Origin of the sequence: Janthinobacterium sp. PSPC3-1 (assembly GCF_049896105.1) — a bacterium.
Lineage (GTDB): Bacteria > Pseudomonadota > Gammaproteobacteria > Burkholderiales > Burkholderiaceae_D > Janthinobacterium.
In genome coordinates, this window is record NZ_JAFCTQ010000041.1 from 23,894 (window position 1) to 44,788 (window position 20,895).

Sequence of the window (20,895 nt, forward strand, 5' to 3'; positions counted from 1 at the left end):
CGGTGCAACTTGTTCCCGGCGCGGGCTGCACCGTCAGTGTCATGTTCACGCCGGTAAAGCGCACTGGCACGAAAGCGGGCACCTTGAGCCTAACCAGCAACTATCCAAGAATTATTCCGGTTCGGCTTACCGGGACCGGCAAGCTGGCGCACTCGGGCAAGCTGGCGATTTATACCCGCGCATCCTGGGGCGTGCAGAACGTGTTCGTAGATGGCATCTGGTCGGGCAAGCTGAACTACGATGCGCAGGACGTCTGCGGTGGCGTTGGTGCCATCACCCTCACCCTCACGCTGGCGCCCGGCGAGCATACGGTTGATGGAAACGACCCGCTGCTGGACATCCCTTCGGCCAAGATCAAGGTGACCGAAGGCGGGTGCACGGTTTATAAGACTTTACCAAGAATGGTTTTGTTGTTTGTAGGTTGAAAAATTGCAATTCAGACAATGTTACCATTTTTCTGCCTTTCTGACTAGATCCTCCTTGTATTGCAGATTGCGATTCGGTGTTCGCGAATGGTAATTGGCCGACCTTACCCAAATATTTCCTTTATCGTGCAGCAAGTGCTGCCTTAGCCGCCAAGCGGCGAGATCATATGGATAGCAGCCTTTCACCGCGACATGGGCTAAAGTGATTCCATATTTCCGTAGCTCATGCAAATAGACGGTGTTGAACTGCATCGGACCAACGTCATAGGTCCCGTTTTTATTGGTGACAACCATTCCAGGCTTGCCACCTTCCTTTTCCGCGATCGCCAGCAGAATATTGGCGGGCACCTGGTACTTGATTGCGGCCGCGATCGAACACACGATGCGCTCCTGCTGAATGGGGGGCAGGTCGAGCATGACGTTTCTCCTTTATTACGATGAGGTTTCCGGTGCTATTCAGGCTTGTGGTCGCGGAATGCTGCGACTTCATCCGCCGCATCACCGGGGGAGTGGGCTCCTTTAGAGATACTGTCATCATCCAGCCCTGATGCTCCGCCATCTGGCGCTCCAGCATGATCTTGAGACCTGATGGCGGCGGCGATCTGACTACCGATGGTTTTGCTGACGCGGTCGCTTGCCGCCGAAAGTCTCTGTCCAACCTTTGCCTTGCCAACCTCCCAAGTTCCCTGCGCCAGGCTGGCCGCTGCACCTGCTGCAATCCGGCCCGTCTTTGCCACTAGTGCCGCCGCTGCGGCTGGGCTGCCTATGCCGGGTGCCGCTTTCGTTGGACGTTGTCCTGTTTTTTCTCCGCCGCTTGCACTGGAAGGTGCGCTCTCACTTTGCTGCTTAGACGGCGAAGCTGGAGGTTGGGTTGGCTGTGGAGTGCTTTCTGTTGACCGCGTTTCTGCAGTTCGGCTTCCAGCATCGATATCGCTGCCTGCCGCCTGTGTCGTATCGCCCATGGCTGCTGCCAGTGCCCCGCTGCCGGTGCGAGTACTGGCTGCTTGTTCACTGCTTCCACCTGCGGCCGATGCTGCGAAGTCGCGCGCGCCGCCGCCAGTGCTTTCTGCTGCATTCGCCTTGGATACCGCTGCCATCAGTGCCTGCACACCGCCAGCGGCATTTGCGGCACCCGCCGCGACCGCCGCACCTGCCGTCGCGGCGGCTGTCGCAGCCATTGCGGCGACACCCAGGGCCGTCCCTGCACCGAAGCCGCTCCCCAGCGCGCCGGTTCCGCCGCCCATGGCCAGCCCACCCACCAGCGACGGAACCTTGTTGACCAAGGCGAGCAGGATGATGGCGACGACCATGATCACTGCCAGTTCATTCATTTTGTAGGCAGAGCTCATGTTGGTGTAAAACTGGTCAATGAACGATTTTCCTATGCCGACGAGCAGCACCATCGTAAAGAGCTGGGCGCCAATGCTTAGCACGGTCTTGTAGTAATTGATCGCCATGTCCGAGGTCCAGCGCGAGCCTCCGAAACCGAGAAAGAAGATGCCCGCATAGGCCAATATCCAGCCGCTGATCAAGAGAAGCAGCATGTTGACGCCAATCAGTGCAAGAGAAATGAGGGTGATCAGGCTGATCGCGACGCCAACTGCGCTGCTCAAAGGCGACCAGAGCGACGATTTTTCGAGCACGTTGGCGAAGAGACCGAATCCTATGTCAACGATCCCTGAGGGGGATAAGCCTGTCCCTGTACCGGCGGCGCCAGCACCTATCGTGCGCATTGAATCAATGATTGAGGTTGCAAAATTTGGCCCGTTGCGCAGCAGCCACCAGAAGAAGCCGGTAAAGATGGTGAAGCGTACGAACTCCGCGAAGAACTCGCCGATATCGGCTTTGCGCATTGCCATCATGCCAAACGTCCATACCATGCTAATGGTTGCCAGGGTCCAGAAAAGGCGTGTGGCGTGCGCGGTGATCGTCGTCGCCCAGGTGGTGGCGACGGCGGAATAGCGAGCAAGGACGTTGTCGAGTACGCCCGTGTTGTCGATTTCTGCTCTGGCAGAGAACGACAGCGACGCCAGGCCCAGCAGAAGTAGCGCACAAAGCACGGTCTTCGATAGTGGCATGTGTCTTGGCGTATTGGTTTTCATCAGGTACCTCACCATTCACGTTTCGGACTCGGGCGGAAGGTATTACGCCGCACGCACAGATCTGTGAACTGGCTCCTGGCCTTCCGGTCCCTGATCTTCGCAATCGCTTCCGGCTCGCAGTTTTCTGCCGTCACTGGCGGCAACGAGTCCGCAGGGTCGCTCGGCGTGCACGCGGCAAATTGGAGCAGGGCAGCGAGCAATATGATCGGCTGGCGCATGGCAATCTCCTTACCAGCCGCGCGCGGGGCTGGGTTTATAGGTGTTGCTCAGTACTACTTCGTCCGAGGCGCGCTGCATCGCCTCGCGGTCGGCCAGGCTCTGGTAGCGCGTGGCGATGACGTTTTGCTGGGAGATCAGGAGGCCCCGTATCTGCAGCAGTTGCGTGGCCTGCTGGCTGGCGAGCTGGTTGGCGTAGCCGATCGCCTGCATCTGGCCGCTGGCGCCCTGGGCCGCCGCCTGCAGCTGCGTCAGCTTGCGCGCGTCGGCCTCCATGGCATCCTGCTGGCGGTCCAGGCCCCGGAAGAGGGCGTCGGTCGAGCGCTTCTGCGCGTCCGAGCCGAGGCGCTGGGCGTCGCTCATTGCGTTCCATTCGGCTTGCGTGCAGCCGCGCACCGAGAAGCAGGGCGAGCCACGGTAGTCGCTGGTGCTGCGGTATTTGCGCAGATAGGCGTCAATGCTGCCCAGGCTGCTCTTGTAGTAGCTGAGCGTGTCGATCTCGCGGCGCAGCAGGTTCATGGTCTGGGTGGCCTGATCCCAAATGAAGGATGGTGGCGCGGCGGTATTTTGCAGCATGTTCTGGTATTGCTGCAGCTGGGTGCGGTACTGCTGGATCTGCTTGAGGGTGTGCGCCACGTTTTCCAGGGCGCTTACGCTGTTTTGCGACAGGTTGCTGGCATCGATCACCGGCAGCCCGGCCCGCACTGGTTGCATGGCGGCGGGAATGCACAGCGCCATGCCTGCCAGAATTTTAGCTGCTAAAGTTTTGTCCATGATTGCTGCTCCTTGCCGTCAGTAGTCAAACGCCTTGTAGGGGCGGGAAAAGGTCAGGTCCTTGGTGACGATCACGTTGAAGCGGTAGCCGGGCCGGATTTCCAGCGTCGGCGCGATGTTCATGTTCCTGGCGATCAGCTGGGCCGTCACTTGGCCAAGCTGCTGGCCCAGGGCCTCGCTCATGGCGCTGCTGGCGCTCTGGCGCGTGCCCTGGTTCACCGTCTGCGGCTGGCTGATCGCGATGCCCGCCGTGATGCCCGACATCAGGAACGCGGAGGAGAACAGGCGCAAGTAATGGTTGTTGACCTGGTCGCGCAGGCCCGCGTAGCCGGCGCTGTCGGCGCCGGGCATGCTGCCGATGTCCATGGCCTTGCCATCCGGGAAGACGATGCGCTGCCAGGCCACCAGCACGCGCGACTGGCCGTAGACCAGGTCGCTGGAGTACTGGCCCACCAGCCGCGACCCTTGCGGGATCAGCCGCCATTTGCCGGTCGCGGTATCGAACACATCCTGGCTGACCTGCGCCACGATCTGGCCCGGCAGGTCGGAGTTGATGCCCGAAATGAGCATGGCCGGGACGATAAAGCCGGCGCGCAGTTCATAGGGGGAGCGGGGCGCTTCCACGCGCGAATCGAGCCGCCAGCGGTCGCCCTGGCCCTGGGCATCGAACTGGCGGTAGTCCTTGCCGCCCACCATGAGTGGCTCTGCCGCCACCGGCCGCGCCCCAGCCTCGCCCAGGCCCGCAGCCTGCAGCTGCTGCAACCGCGCCATATAGGCGCTGGCGGGGTTGTCGCGTCCCTGTGCATCGGCCTGCTGCTGCAGGGCGGCAATCTGCGTGAGCGCCTCCTCGCGGCTGAGCGGCGCGCCTCCAGCGGGCGCGGAACCGGCGCTACGCGATGCGGTGGCTTGCACCGTCGTGCGCGCACGGACCGCCTCGTCCAGTTGGCGCAGCTTGTCCATGCGCAGGCGCTCGCGCTCGTCCATGCCACGCTGCTCCTCCATAGGCAGCGGGCCGCCGGGCGGGCGGGGCGGCGCTTCCAGGTCATCGGGACGGGCCACGATGATGGCGCCTGGCGGCGGCTGCGTGTCCGGCAAAGTCGGGGCTGCGGGCTTCGCTGGGGCGACGAAGCCGTCCTTTTCCTTGCCCGCGATCTCGCTGGCGAACATGCTGGTGCTGCCTGCCTTTGCTTCCAGTGGATCTGGCGGGCGGTTTTGCTGGACCGAGCGGTCCCAGGCCACCAGCGCCATTACCAGCAGGAAGATGCCCATGGCGCCACCCACCAGGTAGACGGGCAGGTTGTTAACGCGCTTGACGCCCGATTTCCTGCGCATGCTGCCCGGCGAGGCGTCCGGCGACATGTCGTCATCGCCGTTCATGGCGCTGCCTCCCTGCGTATCCAGGCGCTGGCCGGCCGCGCCCCACCGCCTTCGAGGAGATAGGCACGGCTCAGCGATTCGCCGCCCGCATACAGGGTAAGACGCGCCAGGCCTGGCGGGGCGGCCATATCGAGCACATAGCGCAGCGCGATGGCTTCAGCCACCGGCGGCTGGGAAGGTACGGCGGCAGGCGTTTGAGCGCTGAATTCCGCGACGGCGTAGCCCTGCGCGCGCAGGCGCGCCAGCAGGCCCGTGCCGAATCCGTCCTGCGCCGCATGCTGTAGCGCGAAGCGCGTTTGTGCTGGTGGATAGCTGGCGGCAAGCCGCACGGCCGCATCGTCGGCGATGCCGCTTTCCTGCGCCGGGACCGGCGCCGCGAGCAGGTTGCCGTAAGCGGGCGTGTTGGCCACGCGGTTTGCGGCGCAGCCCGCAAGGCTTGCCAGCAGGAGGGGTGTCAGCATCAGTGGTGCAAGCATCAGGGCGCGCATGCTATTTCTCCCGCGTGATGGTGACCTTGTCCTGCGTGCGGCCCGCGCCGGCAATCAGGATGGCCTTGTCGAACACCGTGTCGACGATGTAGCGGTCGCCTTGCACGCGGTAGTTCACCATCGCCGTTTCGTCGTCGCGGAACAGGCCGCCGTCCTTGCGCACCACCAGCAGCGCGGGCGCTTCAGTCTGCGCCATCGCCAGCGGCATCTGGATAATGGTCTTGCTTCCATTGTTGTACACGCGCACGGGCTTCCAGGGGGCGGAGCCCGTCACGGCGTAGCCGAAACTGAGGTCGCCCAGGTACTCGCCGGTCTGCACAATGGTGCGCTCCTGCTTTTCCTTGTTGTCGCGGACTTTCAGGGCGTCCCACTTGGCTGCCGCATCCTCGACGTAGGTGAAGGCGATGCGCGGCATGAACTGGCTGCGGTGCGAGCGCAGGCGGACATGGTAAGTGCGGCGGCTTGTTGTGACGATCAGCGAGGTCTCCAGCCCCACATCGAGTGGCTTGATGATCAGGTGCTGGACTTCGGCCGCACCGCTGCCGGTGATCGCCGGCTCCACTGTCCAGCGCGCCGTGTCGCCCAGGTGGATGGAGTTGACCTGTTCGCCCGCCTGCAATTCCATATCGCAGACCTGCAGCACGGCGCACACGATGCCGGGCTGCTGCGCGCCGAACAGGAAGCGCACCGTGCCGTCCTCGCCAGGCACGGGCTGCACGCCGGTGCCGCCGCCGCTGCGCCAGCGCTGCGCAATGGCGATCGCGTCCTTTTCCTGCTTGGTGAGCGGCAGGTCCTTGCCCGAGAAATAGCTGTCGGCGACACTTTTGTTGTCCGGCGCGTTCTGGGCTGCTGCCGCTGTGGCGGCAAGGCACAGTATCAAAAGAAGGGAGATGGATTTCACGTTGTGCCTCCTTAGAGCTGTTTAGCCCAGGAAAAATCGCGGACATAGATGCCCAGCGGATTGTTGCGCAGCTGTTCTTCCGTGGTCTGCGGCGTGGCAGGCACGGTATAGACGGTCAGCAATGCGCGCATGCGGAAGGGCGCCGCCTTCAGCACGCCCTGGCGGTCGCGCACCGTTTCCGTCCAGTCCACCTGCCAGGTGTCGACCGTCTGCGGCAGCGCGGAAATGATTTCGGTGCTGACGGTTTCCATGGCGGCGCGCTTGAGCGGACTGCTTTGATCGGTGCCATTGAGCCATTCATTCGCCTTGGCCGTGGCAGGGTCGTTTGCCGCCAGCATCGAGTACAGGCGGTAGATGGCCTTGCGCTGCAGCGCGATGTCCGGCGTGACCAGGCGCGCGTCGCTGACAAACGCGGCGACGGCGGCGCGCACCACGCGCGGGTCCGCCGCGAGCGCCTGCTGCGCCGGCGCCACGGCCACCGGCTGGCCCAGCTTGTCGACTTCGACCACATAGGGCACGAACCGGGATTGCCCGGCGACATGCACCATACCGCCGACGGCCGCCAGCGCCACCAGCAGCGACAGTACGGCCAGCAACTGCCAGGACTGGCGCGACGACGCGGCCTGCGCTGTGTGGTCGTTCCAAGTGCGCCGCGCGGACAGGTAGGGATTGTCGCTTTCTCCCTTGCGGCGTCCGCCATCAATGTAGTCGTCCTGTGCTGGCGCCTCGCCGCTCGCGGCGGCGCGGCGGGGGCTGAATAAGCGGGCAAGGTTCATGCTGGGCCTCCGTAGTCGTCCAGGTTGAGTCCCCGGCTGGCCAGCCATGGGCCGGTCCATGCGCCGCCGTGCCTGGCTTCCAGCGCCTTGACGGCGGCCACCGATTCCTTGTCCGTGGCGCCGACAAAGGCCATGGCCAAGGGCCCCAGTGCCAGGTCATACAGGCGCCGTCCGCTCTCCGACACGTAGTAGTACTGGCGCTTGGGGATGGCGGTGGCAAGGATCTCGATCTGGCGCGCGTTCAGGCCCATGCGACGGTACAGCGCCGCCGTGTCCTCGTCGCGCGCATAGACGTTGGGCAGGAAAATCTTGGTGGCCGTCGACTCCACCATCACGTCGAGGATGCCCGAGCTGGCCGCGTCGGACAGGCTCTGTGTGGACATCAGCACCAGGCAGTTGGCCTTGGCCAGCACCTTCAGCCAGACCCGTATGCGGGAGCGGAATGCCGGATGGCCGAGCGCCAGCCAGGCTTCGTCGACGAGGATGGCGGCGGGCTGGCCCTGCAGGCTGCGCTCGATGCGGCGGAACAGGTACAGCAGGGTGGGCAGCGCATATTTTTCGCCCATTGCCATCAGCTCCTCGATCTCGAACACGGTAAAGTCGGACAGCGACAGGCCGTCCTCCTCGGCGTCCAGCAGGTGCCCCATGCTGCCGTCGACCGTGTAGGGCCGTATCGCCTCGCGCACAGCTTCATCCTGGATCGTCAGCGCGAATTCCGACATGGTCCTCGCGCCGCTGGCGTGCATGCTCATGACGGCGTTGCCGATCTCGTTGCGCTGGGCCGGTGTGGTGTCCACGTTGTTCAGTGCCAGGATGGTGTCGATCCATTCCATGGCCCAGGCGCGGTCGCTGCGCGTGGCAAGGAACTGCAGCGGGCAGAAGGCAAGGCCGTCGCCGTCGCCGGCCACCGTGTAGTGTCTGCCGCCCATGCCCTTGGCCAGCGGATACATGGACATGCCCTTGTCGAACACATACACCGACATGCCCTGGTAGCGGCGCAGCTGCGCGGCGATCAGGCCCAGGTGCGCTGATTTTCCGCTGCGCGTCGGACCGAACATCAGCGTGTGGCCCAGGTCACGCACATGCAGGTTCAAGCGGAACGGCGTGTCGCCGTGCGTCACGCAGTGCATCAGGGCCGGTGCCAGCGGCGCATACAAAGGGCAGGGTGCCTTGTCCAGCCCTGTCCAGATGGTGCTCGTCGGGAGCAGGTCGGCCAGGTTCATGGTGTTGATCAAGGGGCGCCGCACATTCTCCACGCCGTGGCCAGGCAGGCTGCCCAGGTAGGCGTCCATGGTATTGACCGACTCCACGCGCGCCGCAAAACCGGTGCGGTTGATGGCTTTTTCGACCTGGCGCGCGGCGGCGTCCAGCCTGTCGCGGTCCTCGTCCATCAGGATCACGACGCTGGTGTAGTAGCCCTGTGCTACCAGGCCGCTGTGCACCTCCGCGATGGCCGCCTCGGCGTCGGCCACCATCGACAGCGCATCCTGGTCCACGGGGCCGGTGCTGGTATTGAAGACTTGGTCGAAGAAGCCGCGTATCTTTTGACGCCACTTCTTGCGGAACTTGTCGAGGTGCCGGGTTGCCTCGTGCGCATCCATGAAGATGAAACGCGAGGACCAGCGGTATTCGCATGCCAGTTCGCCCAGCGCGGTCAGGATGCCGGGCGTGGATTCGAGCGGAAAACCCTCGATGGCGACCACCTGGACGAACTTGCGGCCGATCCGGGGAACCACGCCGCCAAACAGCTCCTGGCCGCCAATGACGGCGTCCAGGTACATCGGATTGCGCGGCAGGATGACAGGATGGTTGATGCCGGTGACGCAGAACTGCAGCCAGCGCAGCAGCGCGTCGTGCGTGGAGGTGGCGCCATCCTCGCCAACCACCTGCGTGCCGCGCAGGCGCTCCAGCGCCACGGCAGACGACAGGCGCGACTCGATGGTGGCGCATTCGCGGCTGAAGTAGTCGATCAGGCCCTGCGTGCGCGCACGCTGGCCGGGTGCGGCCGCTTCATCGTCGAACATCAGTTCGACGAACCGGCTTTGCGCCAGCAGCGGCGGAAGGTAGGTGGCGCTCAGGACGAAGTAACCCTCATACATGGTGCCCATGCCTTCGAACAGGCGGCGGCGCTCCTCGTCGATGGCGGCGGATATCGGATCGGGGAAGTGCGACAGGCCCGCCGGCGCGTAGCCTGGCGCGGGCCGCCGCACCGCATCGACATGGATCATCCAGCCGCTGCCCAGCCCTGACAGGGCCTGGTTGATGCGGAACGAGACCAGTTCGCGCTGTTCTTCGGTGCTGCTGGCATTGTCGCCGCCCCGATAGAGCCAGGCCGCCATGAAGGCGCCGTTCTTGCCGACGATGATGCCGTCGTCGACCATGGCGGCATAGTTCAGCAGATCGGCCAGGCCGGCGTCGCGCGAGCGGTGTTTGTCCAGCCGCATGCCGGCGCTGGCCGTGCGGATGCGCGCGTACAGCATGGCCAGCATCAGGGCGCCGCATGCCGCCATGGAGATAGAGATCGCTTCGGTCATTTGTATTGCCTCCCCTGGCTGTCCGGGTTGACGCGGAAGGGCGTGCTGCGCGCGGCGTAGTAGCGCCGGTAGCGGCGGTGGCGCAGGTACACCTGGCGCAGCATCGGATCATGCGCCGCCATCAGGCGGCAGGCAAACAGCGCGCCTGTCCACAGCAGCAGCCCCACCACCGTCGCGCGCAGTTCCTGCGCGCTGAAAATGAGCGCGAAGGCCAGCAGGCCGGCAAACATGACCAGCTCGCGGTCGCCACCCATGAACAGGTTGTGGCGGTTGCCCGCGCGGCGGATGGGGATGGCACGCATTGCCATGGCTATGCCATCCGTGCGCCGCTGCACGCAGCGATATGGCGGATGGCGCCGTACAGCGTATCGCTAGATGCCGCGATTTCCGCGCCGCGACCGAAGAAAGTGCTCATCACGTTCTGCGCGCCCACCAGCAGCGCCATCACCAGCACGATGAAGATCAGGGTGCGGAAGAACCCATTCAGGTCGCCGCCGAAAATAAGCACGCCCCCGGCGATGACGATGCCGATGATGGACAGGGCGAAGGCCACCGGGCCGGTGACGGAATTGCGCAGGTTTTCCAGCCAGCTTTCATAGGGCAGCGAACCGCCGGTGCCGGCGGCCGCATGCGCTTGGTGCGGCAGCGACAGAAACAACAGCAGGACGATGGCCGCGCACAGCCAGAACTGCGCCTTGCGGTGGTCATGGCCCGGCGGGCCAGGCAGGAAAATGTTCATGGTCAGCTCCTTACAGTACGTGGGTGAGATAGCGGCCGTCCGCATAGCCGGCCACTTCGAGGATTTCCTGCACGCGGCGGCCAGCTGCCGTACGGGCAATGTGCACGACGATATGCACTACCTCGCCGATCAGCGTCTCGATATCGGCAGGCGCCGAAGGGTTGCGGCTGATAAGCGACCTGAGGCGCACCAGGCCTGCCGCCGGATTGTTCGCGTGCAGCGTGGCCGCGCCGCCTTCGTGGCCCGTGTTCCAGGCATCAAGCAGGTCCAGCGCCTCGGGGCCGCGCACCTCGCCAACCAGGATGCGGTCAGGCCGCATGCGCAGCGCGGCTTTCAGCAGCGCCGTCATGGAGACGTCGAAGGAAGTGTGGTACTGCACGAAGTTCTCGGCGGCGCACTGGATTTCTCCGGTGTCCTCGATAATGAAGACGCGCTCGCCGGGATCGCAGGCCACCATGTCGTTGATGATGGCGTTGACCAGGGTGGTCTTGCCGGAGCCGGTGCCGCCAGTAACGAGGATATTGCGGTGGCCAGCCACCGCCTGCCGCAGGATGCTGCACTGGCGCGCCGTCATGGATCCAGCAGCGACGTACTCGTCCAGCGTGTAGATCGCGATGGCTTTCTTGCGGATGGAAAAAGTGGGGGAGGGGACGACCGGCGGCAGCTGGCCCGCGAAGCGCGAGCCATCGAGCGGCAGCTCGCCTTCCAGCAGCGGCTTGCCGCGCGTAACCTCCTTGCCGTGGTAGCCCGCGACGGTCTTGACGATGGCTTCAGCCTGCGCCGCGCGCAAGGTGCCGATGCAGCGCATCCGTTCCCCGAGCCGCTCCTGCCACAGCCTGCCGTCGGCGTTGAGCATCACTTCTACGGTGCGCGGATCGTTCAGCGCCTCCACCAGCAGAGGACCCATGTCGCGCTCCAGCTTGCGCCGCGCACGGTCCTTCAGCGTCGAGAAATCTTCCGTATCGGCCATGATCGGTATCCTTCTGCTGCATCAAAGCAATGTCAGATATACAAAGGATATACCGGTGAAAACGACGGGTTTAGACCTAGCGCAAAGGTCAGCCGTAAGGCTGTTGATGAGTTCGTTGTTTAGTGACGAATCCGCTTGACTATTTCACGAAGGATATGGCGTTATGGAAAATATGTTGCCGGCGCTGCTAGTGTTTCCACCCGTCAGCTGTCCTCAGGCTTGCCGGCCGCGATCTGCTTGCGATTCGCCTCGTTCCACTGGCGCACTTGGAAAGCCTGGTATTCGGTCAGTACCGATGCCACGCGCACGTAGCCCGGCGGCAGGCTATTTGGCGCCTTGCCGCCGGCGAGCATGTCCAGCGACTCCTGGTCGAGATCGGTAATTTCCAGCAGGGCAGGTAGCGCGACGTCGAGGGCCTTGGCGATCGACTCCATGATCTTGAGCGAGGGGTTGGCCTTGCCGTTGGTCAGGTCGGACAGGAACGACACCGACATGCCCGCACGGTCGGACAGTTCGTTCTTGGAGATGCCCAGTTCGTCGAGCACGCGCAGGACATTGGTGAAGAAGATTTGGTTGTACAAGGTGGAGTCCGCCTTAAATCGGTGCTGTCATATTAACTTAAACCGGTCTATATATTTTAGATCACCTGCGCAAGCGTATCCAGCTCGCTCAGATTTCATGTATTTCCTTGCAAACGTCGGACTAATGTCGCCCATCCTGATTCCTTAGCGACATTGGCGCGCCAAATAGTCGACTGGCTAGTCGTTCAAGCCCGTTTTTCACTCCATTCGACGGGATGTTTCGCGTCTTTCTGTCATCAGGATGGACTACGGGGATTCGGTTATCGTAAAGCGCCTGCCGGCCAGTAGCAGATTGGCAAAGGTGAACAGCGTAAGAGCTCTGCGGTGCTCTTGGCTAGACCGCGATAACGCGTTTTTCGATGACGAAACAGGTTCTTGACGACATGGAACGGATGCTCGACTTTCGCCCGAACGCTAGCATTCAAATGCACCAGCTGTTCCGTCAAGCATCCCAATTTATTCTTGGGCAGTGCCTTGCGTTTGGAGCGCTTCATGGTCACATTACCACGTCACCGATTTGCCGATGTTTTCGGACTGCTTTTCCACTCTGCGGTAGCTGGCGTCGCCGAGCGCGGCAGTCTCGTCACCGTGCAGCGGCGCGTGCGCCTGGTCACGTCGGCGACATTGACGGCCGTGCTGATGATCGTATGCACCAGGCCCGAAGCGGCATCGACGCCGACGTGGGCCTTCAGGCCGAAGCCAGTCATTGCCTTTCTTCGACTGCTGCATCTCTGGAGAACGCTTGTCGTCCTTGTTCTTGGTCGACGGCGGCGCGGCGCTCAGCGTGGCGTCGATGATGGTAGGTCCGCCGCAGGGGGGGCGGCGTTTGATGAATAAATTAGTAGTTCCCTAGTTTCAAACATTTTCCAAAGCCATGCCACGCATCTCGTATTTGTCGGTTTGCGGCTGCCAAATCCGTACGTCTGAGCGGACCTGCGGATGGCGCCTAGGGGAGCGCCGGCGATCAACAGGTCCAGCACGAAGGCCGCCAGCTGGTGCGCTTTGATAAACCAGACCCTCGCCGGTGGCCAGCTGCTGCAGCACCACGCTGTCGGTGTCGGCCAGTCGCGCGAGAGCGCGCCCAGGTCAGTGCCGGCGATCGCCCGTCCACTGCATCGACCGCGCCATGGTGGTACCACGTGTGACTTTCTGAAATTACTGCGATGGTTTGGAATAACTGCGACGGGCTTTTCCGAGGACATGATGGTTCATGCGGTGATAGACTAGAAAAAGAGCCTGGAAGGTTCTCACTCTGAATAACGCCTGTTTCCAATCCCATTCAGAGGATCACCATGCCACAAGCTGCTGTCTTAAAGCCGGGCCAGTACCGTCACCTTCTCCGCGTCACCAGAGCCACCAGCCGCGATCCAGAGCGCGATGTTCTTGTCCTGCTGCTCGGTATCCACACAGGGATGCGGGTGTCAGAAATCGCGCAGATCGAGGTCCGCGATGTGTTGTTCCCTTCCGGCGCGATCCGGCCGGAGGTATCGCTGCGGGCCGCGATCACGAAAGGCCTGCGACAGCCCTGCATCTACCCGGCTAACCGTGATCTGATCGCCGCGATTGATGACTACCTCACACTGCGGGTCGAGAGACGCTGGCGTATGAGCGAGGACCCAAAGCGATACCGTGGGCTTCGTCCGGACAGCATGCTTGTGCTGACATTTAAGGGTTATCGCTACTCCATGAACACCAAGCGGCGTATCAACGAGGCTGGCCAGCAGGTCGATTACGTAGCCTGTGACGCGCTGCAAGCACACGTTACGAAGTTGTACCGGGATGCCGGAATCAAGGGCGGCAGTTCTCACAGCGGTCGGAGAACTATGGCAAGCCGGCTCTTGGCGAACGGCGTCGAACTTAGTACGGTGCAATTGATGCTCGGGCACGCCGAACTAGACCACGTCGATCCATTTTTAGAGATTTCTCGTGCTCGGCTTCGTCAAGCATTCGCCGAGGTGTTGTGATAATTGGAGAGGTTTCATCCGTTGCAAGTAGACTACAATATTTTACAATTTGGAAACAGTTGGTGGAGCGAAGGAAAATTATGTCACGAAGAAGACGCACTACTGCTGAGCGATCAATTATTTACGCCGGGGTGCTTGGCGGGTTGAGCATCGTACAGATCGACAAAATTTTGGACCAAATCGGTGCGACGGGATTAAACCCCAGCAGTTATGCGATGTTAAAGGGAACTTACTTCTCTAGCATGGTGGCGAGTATCGGAAGTGAGGTTTCTGAGTCTCCAAACGCGTTTGGCGAATCTATTTACCATCCTAAGCCAATGGGCGAACTTTGACAAAGGGAAAAAATCATGGCAGAAAAAATCATTGCATACGGCGTTGCGATTCGCTTTGGCGACCGAGACCTGCTCACTGTGCCGATCACCAGAACTACCGGCTACATGGTAAGCGGAGTTAGCGGGGCCGACGACGACCAGGTGACCTTTGGGACTTTTCACAAAGATCTTTATCTTCGCTGGAAAGCCGAGTTGGATCGCGCGGGCCGCAGCTACGTCGCATTTGAGCCGGACTAAGGAAAACTCGCCCTAGCGGCTTACTTACTACAGCCCCCGCGCCCGGCCTGACCGGGCAGTGGCCATGAGAAGGTCAGTGCGGTACCGGCCACGAGGAAATCGAAATGCTATGGGGTTTAAGGGAACTAAAGCACCGCATTAGTACGACCGGCTCGGTTCAGATATCCAAGGCTGAGCTATTCTTGCTCTGTGACGATGTGGATGGGACGATAGCTGTGCTCTCCGGGGATGTAAGCGATACCGTACGTGAGGCATTAAAGGCGGAAGAACTCGTAGCCTATTTTTTCGTCGGCGAGTGGTACGTGGCAAAAATTTAATAACCAGTAAAAACGCCCTGATCGGGGTTCTGCGACAGGAACCCGATACGAGCAAGCGGGACGCGGCCGTGAGTGCGAGCAAGACAGGATCAACCCCTCGCCGCTTCTTTCTAGACGATCGGCAGGTTGTCAAAGCGTAGAACCCCGACTAGGGCGAATTTTGAAAGAGGAAAGAGGCATGACCTACGATTTCAACAGGGCACTCACAGACTCTTCGAGTCTGCCCTTGTTTGTCGCAATAGACGCATACGTAGCGTCCGACTTTGGCTTGAAAGTTCGGGCCATGGAAATGAGCAATGCCGAGTACGATGTGCGCTACAAAAAAATTTCGGGTACTTCGAAAATGAAACCGCCGCCGAGCCACCATCGAATCTTTCCTGGCTATCTGGTTGTACGCAAGCTTGGAACGCGAGACGAATATGAGACGTGGATGCCGGACCATGTATTTGATGAGTTGTATACGCCCGAGAAAATCGCATAGGGAAATAGCCATACCGACACGTCGGCCGCGCATGACGCGGCTTGATGCATTGAAAAGCCCAGCGGGGTGCTGGCTAATGAGGAGAAAAATGAAGAACCCAATCTGCGTGTACGTTGATAACTCCAACATCTTTCACGAGGGCCAGCGGTATGCGGACGAGCACAAAGGTGAGGACCGATTTGCTTTTCGAATTCACTTTCCACGATTCATTGACCTCATAACGAAAAAAGAATCGACTTCAGAATTTGTTTGGGGCGGCAGTACACCTCCCTCAACCGATGAAGTTTGGTCTCGCATCGAGTCGCATGGCATAAAGCCGACGCTAATCCCTCGTGCCTCCTCTGGCGAGAACGAAACGGTCGATCACAAAATTCAGTTGCAGATGTATCGGCATGCAAAAAAGTACAGAGCCTCGCCGGGCACGATGGTTGTCTGCACAGGGGACGGCAAGGGGTACGATGATGAAGAGGGTTTTTTATATGACCTTGAAGGTTTCGTCAATGAAGGGTGGCAAGTACGTGTAGTGAGCTGGACACATGCTTGTGGCCGAAGCCTGAAATCATTTGCGGAGCACAAGGGCCGATTCATAGCGTTGGAAAAACATTATGAAGATGTTACTTTTATCGCAGGCGGCAGGAATGTCGGCCGGTCAGTTCCTAAGGCGGCCAATGCGGTCATCGGTGCCGATTTGGCAACGAAGCTGAAGTCAGCATTGAAAAAGTAATTTCGCATAGGAAAACGCACCAGGTCTTAGCAAAGCCACCCACGAGGTGGCTTTGCTGATGAGAGGGTCACGCGCTTTGCCTGGCCAACGAGGAAACCAGCGCGTTGGTGGCGCCCGATAACCAGCCGGTCGCTGGCAAAAGGAAGAAGTAAAGTGAATGAGCCGCAAGATAAAGCAACAGCCGTTGAAGAGCAGTGGAAGCGCGGACTGAGGTTCGCCTGTCGCCGTTTTATTCGGAACGTACTATGGCATCAGCCAGGCGTCTCTAGCGACTGGGTTGAAACGCTGACGGAGCAACTTGCAAGTATCGCCGAAGACTATGCAGGGTTCGCGGACGAGATGTACGGTGACTGGGAAATTGTTAGCCGCGCCATCGAGTACCTTGCCGTAATCCATGATGGCCCATGGCGAGGCGCCGACTGGTTCAAGACATCGCTTGACGTTTTGATGGAGCTGGCAGTCCCCAACACAGGGTTGGATTCGGATACCGCTGCCTTCCTTCCTGACCTTCAGCGTGGCATCGGACAATCTCTCCAGGCGGTACCGGTCGATCGGCATGCAATGAAGCTATCCGATGAGGATGTTTCTCACGTCATGACCCTGCGAGACGCCGGGGGACAATTCGGCCTTGTGTCGGAATTATTTGATGTTTGCGAAAAGATTTTACACGGGGAGCCTCTTGACGAATCAGATCAAAGGATTTTGAAGTTGGCCTCGAATGCTGCGCCGTTCACGAGAGTCGCGCGCAAGGGTAATTAATAGGAGAAAAGATGTCGATCGGTGATTTGAATCTCGCCCTAGCGAGGTCGTCGAATGGCAATACGCCGCTCGCCCAGGCCAAAACCGAGGTCTCAGTGAACTTTCTGCTCGAAATCCACAACTTGGCACCGATAGGAAGCGAGATCAGGACGCGGGTGGTGAATGTCGTCACTCAAGCAGCGCAGCGCGATCCTAAGGCACACTGGGCACGAGGCGTGATGCAGACAGACGCAGGAGACCTGGTCTTCGATGAAGCACGGTACCTACATGCTGTCTACCAGGGCAAGCAAGACACCTATGCGCAGTCGGCTCAAAAAGCCTTCGATGAATTGCAACGCACGCTTGAGTTGATAACGTCCTTCCAGCAAAAGGAGCAAATTGCGATCGGCCACGAAGCGGTACGGGCAGCAACAGGACAACCGCTGGTTGACCTCACCACGCCCACGCGCCCGGCAGTGTTGCTCAAGGCTGCAGCAGCAAGCTTGCCGGGCTTCGTGGAGCGAATGGCCAGCGGTATGGATGTTACCGTTGGGGACGGCAAGCCAAGGATGTTGACAAAGGAATGAGCAAAGTGTCGTCCATCACGGGCGAATAGGGAAAACGCCTCAGCTACACCCATTGCCCCGCCTAGAGCGGGGCTTGGTGTTGAAAGGGCTGGCACGGTGCCGTGGCCCAAAATGGAAAGCATACGATGACGAAGCAAGAACAATTTTTGTGGGCAGTTCAAACGCTGGTGCTGACGAATTCGATCAACGTCACGAGCCACCCCAGCTTCGATGAATCGAAACGTCACATCGTCTCGTTCACGGGCGTTTCCAACGCTGTACGCGCCGCACTCGCAGCCAGTGAGAAGATTCCCGAAAGCCTCACTCCTTTTGAAGCAGCGCTGGAATTCTGTGGCTGGATGCTGGAGAACCTGCGGGATGATAGCAAAACAATGCCCGGCTGGATCTACGGCTGCTGAGAGCTGAAAATATGAAGCCAGTTTCGTACAACGGGTACACACTTACGCCGTCTAGTTACCAGGACTCCGATATGCCGGGCCACTGGTTCCCCCTAGTGGTAGTTTCGGGTGGACACCTGACCGCCCTAACAAATGTGGCACTTCCACCGGCATGCGGTCTTGACGAAAGCCTTGCCAACGAACAGGCAATGAAGGTCGCGGTGCAACGCATTCAAAATAACAACTTGTAGCATCCGAGGAAAACATCAATGAATCGATATCTTTACGAGGTTCGACTCGACGGCGCTGCGAGCAAAATGAACAAAAGCCGCTTCTTTGCCAACGTGACAGACATCGGCGCTATTGCTACGGATCACGCCGGTATTTCGGTCTTGTGCGCCCTTAGCTCTGTCAGAGATGCTGCGGGCGTTAAGGAACTGTGCACTAAAGGCTTTCGCCCAAAAGCCGAAGCGCACCGCGTCACCGTTGTAGAAATCACTGCGGCAACGGTTGCCGATCCGAGCCATGCTCACTCGGCATATCAGAACGTCGTAGATTTCTTCTACCAATACGGTGCATACCCAAATATCCCCTGAGACCAAGGAAAATCCATGGATAGAGACATGAGGTATCTGGCTGGCGCCATCGTGATTGCGGCTGTTGTTATCGCAACGACGTTTCGGTACGAATTCTCAGCACACGCTGGAATTCGTAGTGATCGCTGGACCGGCAAGACCGAATACGAGTGCGGTGATCGGGGCAAATTTGGTTGGAAAACGATGGCAGAATGTGACGCAATCAACAAATAGGAAAATACGATGGTCAAGGTAAGAGTTGTATTGAAGCAAACCGCCCACGGTAGCATGGAGCTTGTTCCTCCTCCAGAAGGAAGCCAATTTGAATTGGATTTGCAAACAGTGCCAAGGGTCGGCGATACTTTATATATCCATACAAGTTTTCTTCCGCCATATTTTACGAGTGGGGGGACAGACCCAGGCGACATCAAAATAAATCGTGACGAAGACGCTGGAGAATTCAAGGATACCGTCCAGTTTTTTATTACAACCAAATACAACGAACCGAACGATTCTGTTGTGCATATAGTTACTCAAACCAAACAAGTTGCAATTGTGCTCTGCACGGTGGACACGTACCGAAAATTTACTTGGCGAGATGCCAAAAAGTAATTGAGCTACACTTTTAAAGCGAAACACCCAACAGCACGCCCATTCGAAATAAGTTGGTCTAATCGAGGAAAACGTTAATGTCATCGAAGCGCAACCGAAAAACAGTAGCACATTTCGGCGGATGCTGGAAGACGAAAATGATGCGCGCGCCTATGATGGGATAGTCCAGTGACATCCATGCAGGTTTAGGTTCCCGTCATTCACACTGCAGGGCGCGCAGGCCCGAAATTTGTAATCGGTACTGCAAGAGTGTAAGATAATGAAGATGGTGCGAAGATGGTCAAGACGTGTTTTTTTATGATGGTATTTTCGATGGTATCGAACATATATAGTTAAGAAAATCCTTGAAAAATCAGTCACTTGGCCTTCTCATTGATAATCGAGTGGGAGTGATTTCCCATCCGGCGTGACCGGAACTGAAGTGAATTGAACCATGCCAGGCCCGCTTATCGCGGGCTTGGTTCATTTTGCCGGGTCAGCCAGGTTGCGCCGCCGGCACGGTGCTCGGCACCAGTTCGATGATGTCATCGTGGTAGTCGGCCACGGCGGTGCGGTGCGCCACGCTGATGATGGCGCTGCCGGGCAGTTCTCTGATCAGGGCCTGGTACAGGCTGGCCTCGGTGGCCGGGTCGAGCGCGCTGGTCGCTTCGTCGAGAAACACGAAGTCGGGCCGTTGCAACAGCACCCTGGCGAAGGCGACGCGCTGCTGTTCGCCGCCGGACAGCAATTGCTGCCAGTTATCGCGGGTTTTCAGCGACGTGATCCGGTTGCCCAGGCCACAGGCGTCCAGCACGCGCCGGCAGGTGGCGTCGTCGAACTGATCGGGCATCAATGGGTAGCACATGGCGGCCTTGAAAGTGCCGGTCGGCAGGTAGCTGCGCTGCGGCAGAAACATGATGCGGGCCTTGGCCGGCAGCGTGACGGTGCCCGCGCCATGCAGCCATAAACCGGCCAGGGTGCGCAGCAGCGTGCTCTTGCCGGTGCCTGACGGGCCGCGCACCAGCGTGCGGCTGCCTGCCGCCAATTGCAGTGGCGCCACATCAGCCAGCGGGTCGCCTTCTGGGGTGCGCAGGGCCAGCACGCTGCTGCGGATGCCGTCCTGGCTGGCGCGCGCCACGGTAAAACCGTTCGGCCGCGCATGCGCCTTGTTGATGGCCCAGGAAAAATCGCGCAGCCGGTTTGCCAGTGCCAGCCACATCGCGAAACTCTTGTACGACTCCTGGAAGTAGCCCAGCGACGCGCTAAGCTGGCCGAAGGCGCCGACAGCCTGCGTCACGCCTCCCATCGTGATCTCGCCGGCGAAATAGCGCGGCAGGGCGGTCAGCGTCGGCAGCACGGCGAACAGGTGGCCGTAGACCGTCCTGGTCATCTCGAGCTTGGCGTTGCGCACCACCGTGGCCAGGACGTTGTCGCGGATTTTCTCGAAGCGGCGGCGCAAGCGCCGCAGCTCGTTCGCGGCGCCGCCATAAAAGGCGATCTGCACGGCGTTTTCGCGCACCTGCATGGCGCCGTAACGGTAGTCCGCCTCGACGGTCTGCCTTTTCATGCCCAGCACGATCAGGCGCTTGCCGACCCAGTGGACCAGCAGCAGATACGCCAGGTTGTAGACCAGCGCGACGTAGACCATATAGCCGGGAATCTGCAGGCGCAGGTCGCCGATGGGAATGGTCAGGGTGCCGGACAGCGCCCACAAGACCGCCGTGAAGGCCACGATGTTGACCACTACGTTGATCATGTTGGAAATGTTGACCACGCTGCTGTTGGCAAACATCCTGACGTCTTCGGCGATGTGCTGGTCCGCATTGGAAAGCGCGCCATCGGGATCCATGGCGTAGTAAGCGTGCGAGCTGAACCACTGTTCCAGGTAGTGATTGCTCAGCCATGTGCGCCAGTCCAGGTCGATCAGGTCGATGATGGCGGTCCGCACCACGCCCAGCGCGCCCACCAGCAAGCCGACGCCGATCGTCATCCAGACCACCTTTTTCAGCACATCGTAAGCGCTCCACGAACCCCAGCCTGTTCAGCTAGGCAGATCGCTGGTTAAATCGGGGGTATGCAAATCCTTCAC

The 20,895-nt window shown here is 60.1% G+C and carries 25 protein-coding genes and 1 pseudogene; 11 read left to right on the forward strand and 15 right to left on the reverse strand.

Annotated elements, in window-relative coordinates; genetic code table 11:
• Window positions 1-2 precede the first annotated feature (2 nt).
• Window positions 3-425 (forward strand): hypothetical protein, encoded by a 423-nt coding sequence (locus ACP7B7_RS27015; RefSeq protein ID WP_426078762.1) that lies wholly within the window; start codon window positions 3-5, stop codon window positions 423-425.
• 21 nt (window positions 426-446) lie between these two features.
• Here ACP7B7_RS27015 and ACP7B7_RS27020 read toward each other — a convergent pair whose 3' ends face one another.
• The 14 genes and pseudogenes from ACP7B7_RS27020 to ACP7B7_RS27085 all read right to left on the reverse strand — a co-directional run.
• Window positions 447-842, reverse strand: coding sequence for a conjugal transfer protein TrbN (locus ACP7B7_RS27020; protein ID WP_426078763.1), 396 nt, complete (start codon window positions 840-842; stop codon window positions 447-449).
• Window positions 843-877: 35 nt separating this feature from the next.
• Entirely contained in the window at window positions 878-2,527 is a 1,650-nt protein-coding gene (gene trbL / locus ACP7B7_RS27025) for a P-type conjugative transfer protein TrbL (protein WP_426078764.1), read from the reverse strand.
• A gap of 8 nt (window positions 2,528-2,535) precedes the next feature.
• Window positions 2,536-2,745 (reverse strand): entry exclusion lipoprotein TrbK, encoded by a 210-nt coding sequence (trbK, locus tag ACP7B7_RS27030; protein ID WP_426078765.1) that lies wholly within the window; start codon window positions 2,743-2,745, stop codon window positions 2,536-2,538.
• Between the two features lie 10 nt (window positions 2,746-2,755).
• Window positions 2,756-3,517: a P-type conjugative transfer protein TrbJ gene (gene trbJ, locus ACP7B7_RS27035; protein WP_426078766.1), complete on the reverse strand. Its 762-nt coding sequence runs from the start codon at window positions 3,515-3,517 to the stop codon at window positions 2,756-2,758.
• Window positions 3,518-3,535: 18 nt separating this feature from the next.
• A complete protein-coding gene (locus ACP7B7_RS27040) occupies window positions 3,536-4,894 on the reverse strand; it encodes a TrbI/VirB10 family protein (protein ID WP_426078767.1) in 1,359 nt (452 codons plus the stop codon).
• A complete protein-coding gene (locus tag ACP7B7_RS27045) occupies window positions 4,891-5,355 on the reverse strand; it encodes a conjugal transfer protein TrbH (protein ID WP_426078768.1) in 465 nt (154 codons plus the stop codon). Before ACP7B7_RS27045 ends, ACP7B7_RS27040 begins: the two co-directional genes overlap by 4 nt.
• Before the next feature lie 28 nt (window positions 5,356-5,383).
• Complete coding sequence (gene trbG / locus ACP7B7_RS27050; RefSeq protein WP_426078769.1) at window positions 5,384-6,283, reverse strand: P-type conjugative transfer protein TrbG; 900 nt, start codon at window positions 6,281-6,283, stop codon at window positions 5,384-5,386.
• Window positions 6,284-6,294: 11 nt separating this feature from the next.
• The gene (locus tag ACP7B7_RS27055; RefSeq protein ID WP_426078770.1) at window positions 6,295-7,059 is read right to left on the reverse strand and encodes a VirB8/TrbF family protein; all 765 of its coding nucleotides are present in this window, start codon (window positions 7,057-7,059) and stop codon (window positions 6,295-6,297) included.
• Window positions 7,056-9,593, reverse strand: a complete 2,538-nt coding sequence (locus ACP7B7_RS27060) for a VirB4 family type IV secretion/conjugal transfer ATPase (protein WP_426078771.1) — start codon at window positions 9,591-9,593, stop codon at window positions 7,056-7,058. Before ACP7B7_RS27060 ends, ACP7B7_RS27055 begins: the two co-directional genes overlap by 4 nt.
• Window positions 9,590-9,901: a conjugal transfer protein TrbD gene (locus ACP7B7_RS27065; RefSeq protein WP_426078772.1), complete on the reverse strand. Its 312-nt coding sequence runs from the start codon at window positions 9,899-9,901 to the stop codon at window positions 9,590-9,592. The genes ACP7B7_RS27060 and ACP7B7_RS27065 overlap by 4 nt, the downstream gene beginning before the upstream one ends.
• A gap of 2 nt (window positions 9,902-9,903) precedes the next feature.
• Complete coding sequence (trbC, locus tag ACP7B7_RS27070) at window positions 9,904-10,332, reverse strand: conjugal transfer system pilin TrbC (RefSeq protein WP_426078773.1); 429 nt, start codon at window positions 10,330-10,332, stop codon at window positions 9,904-9,906.
• Between the two features lie 10 nt (window positions 10,333-10,342).
• Entirely contained in the window at window positions 10,343-11,302 is a 960-nt protein-coding gene (gene trbB, locus ACP7B7_RS27075; protein ID WP_426078774.1) for a P-type conjugative transfer ATPase TrbB, read from the reverse strand.
• Between the two features lie 203 nt (window positions 11,303-11,505).
• Window positions 11,506-11,883: a transcriptional regulator gene (locus ACP7B7_RS27080; protein WP_426078775.1), complete on the reverse strand. Its 378-nt coding sequence runs from the start codon at window positions 11,881-11,883 to the stop codon at window positions 11,506-11,508.
• Between the two features lie 236 nt (window positions 11,884-12,119).
• A pseudogene (locus ACP7B7_RS27085) lies at window positions 12,120-12,684 on the reverse strand (IS5 family transposase); the annotation flags it as partial.
• Window positions 12,685-13,175: 491 nt separating this feature from the next.
• Here ACP7B7_RS27085 and ACP7B7_RS27090 point away from each other — a divergent pair.
• From ACP7B7_RS27090 to ACP7B7_RS27135, 10 genes are all read left to right on the forward strand, one after another.
• Window positions 13,176-13,847, forward strand: a complete 672-nt coding sequence (locus tag ACP7B7_RS27090) for a tyrosine-type recombinase/integrase (protein WP_426078776.1) — start codon at window positions 13,176-13,178, stop codon at window positions 13,845-13,847.
• A gap of 347 nt (window positions 13,848-14,194) precedes the next feature.
• The gene (locus ACP7B7_RS27095) at window positions 14,195-14,416 is read left to right on the forward strand and encodes a hypothetical protein (protein WP_426078777.1); all 222 of its coding nucleotides are present in this window, start codon (window positions 14,195-14,197) and stop codon (window positions 14,414-14,416) included.
• 495 nt (window positions 14,417-14,911) lie between these two features.
• Window positions 14,912-15,214 carry a hypothetical protein gene (locus ACP7B7_RS27100; protein ID WP_426078778.1) on the forward strand — a complete coding sequence of 101 codons (303 nt, stop codon included), beginning with the start codon at window positions 14,912-14,914 and terminating at the stop codon, window positions 15,212-15,214.
• An 88-nt stretch (window positions 15,215-15,302) separates the two neighbouring features.
• A complete protein-coding gene (locus ACP7B7_RS27105; protein ID WP_426078779.1) occupies window positions 15,303-15,938 on the forward strand; it encodes an NYN domain-containing protein in 636 nt (211 codons plus the stop codon).
• Between the two features lie 153 nt (window positions 15,939-16,091).
• The gene (locus ACP7B7_RS27110) at window positions 16,092-16,697 is read left to right on the forward strand and encodes a hypothetical protein (protein WP_426078780.1); all 606 of its coding nucleotides are present in this window, start codon (window positions 16,092-16,094) and stop codon (window positions 16,695-16,697) included.
• 11 nt (window positions 16,698-16,708) lie between these two features.
• On the forward strand, window positions 16,709-17,263 hold the full coding sequence (locus ACP7B7_RS27115; protein ID WP_426078781.1) for a hypothetical protein: 555 nt from the start codon (window positions 16,709-16,711) through the stop codon (window positions 17,261-17,263).
• A 125-nt stretch (window positions 17,264-17,388) separates the two neighbouring features.
• Window positions 17,389-17,661, forward strand: coding sequence for a hypothetical protein (locus ACP7B7_RS27120; protein WP_426078782.1), 273 nt, complete (start codon window positions 17,389-17,391; stop codon window positions 17,659-17,661).
• A 248-nt stretch (window positions 17,662-17,909) separates the two neighbouring features.
• Window positions 17,910-18,236: a hypothetical protein gene (locus ACP7B7_RS27125; protein WP_426078783.1), complete on the forward strand. Its 327-nt coding sequence runs from the start codon at window positions 17,910-17,912 to the stop codon at window positions 18,234-18,236.
• 15 nt (window positions 18,237-18,251) lie between these two features.
• The gene (locus tag ACP7B7_RS27130) at window positions 18,252-18,449 is read left to right on the forward strand and encodes a hypothetical protein (protein ID WP_426078784.1); all 198 of its coding nucleotides are present in this window, start codon (window positions 18,252-18,254) and stop codon (window positions 18,447-18,449) included.
• 9 nt (window positions 18,450-18,458) lie between these two features.
• Window positions 18,459-18,827 carry a hypothetical protein gene (locus tag ACP7B7_RS27135; RefSeq protein ID WP_426078785.1) on the forward strand — a complete coding sequence of 123 codons (369 nt, stop codon included), beginning with the start codon at window positions 18,459-18,461 and terminating at the stop codon, window positions 18,825-18,827.
• 475 nt (window positions 18,828-19,302) lie between these two features.
• Here ACP7B7_RS27135 and ACP7B7_RS27140 read toward each other — a convergent pair whose 3' ends face one another.
• Window positions 19,303-20,796, reverse strand: a complete 1,494-nt coding sequence (locus tag ACP7B7_RS27140) for an ABC transporter ATP-binding protein/permease (protein WP_426078786.1) — start codon at window positions 20,794-20,796, stop codon at window positions 19,303-19,305.
• Window positions 20,797-20,895 lie beyond the last annotated feature (99 nt).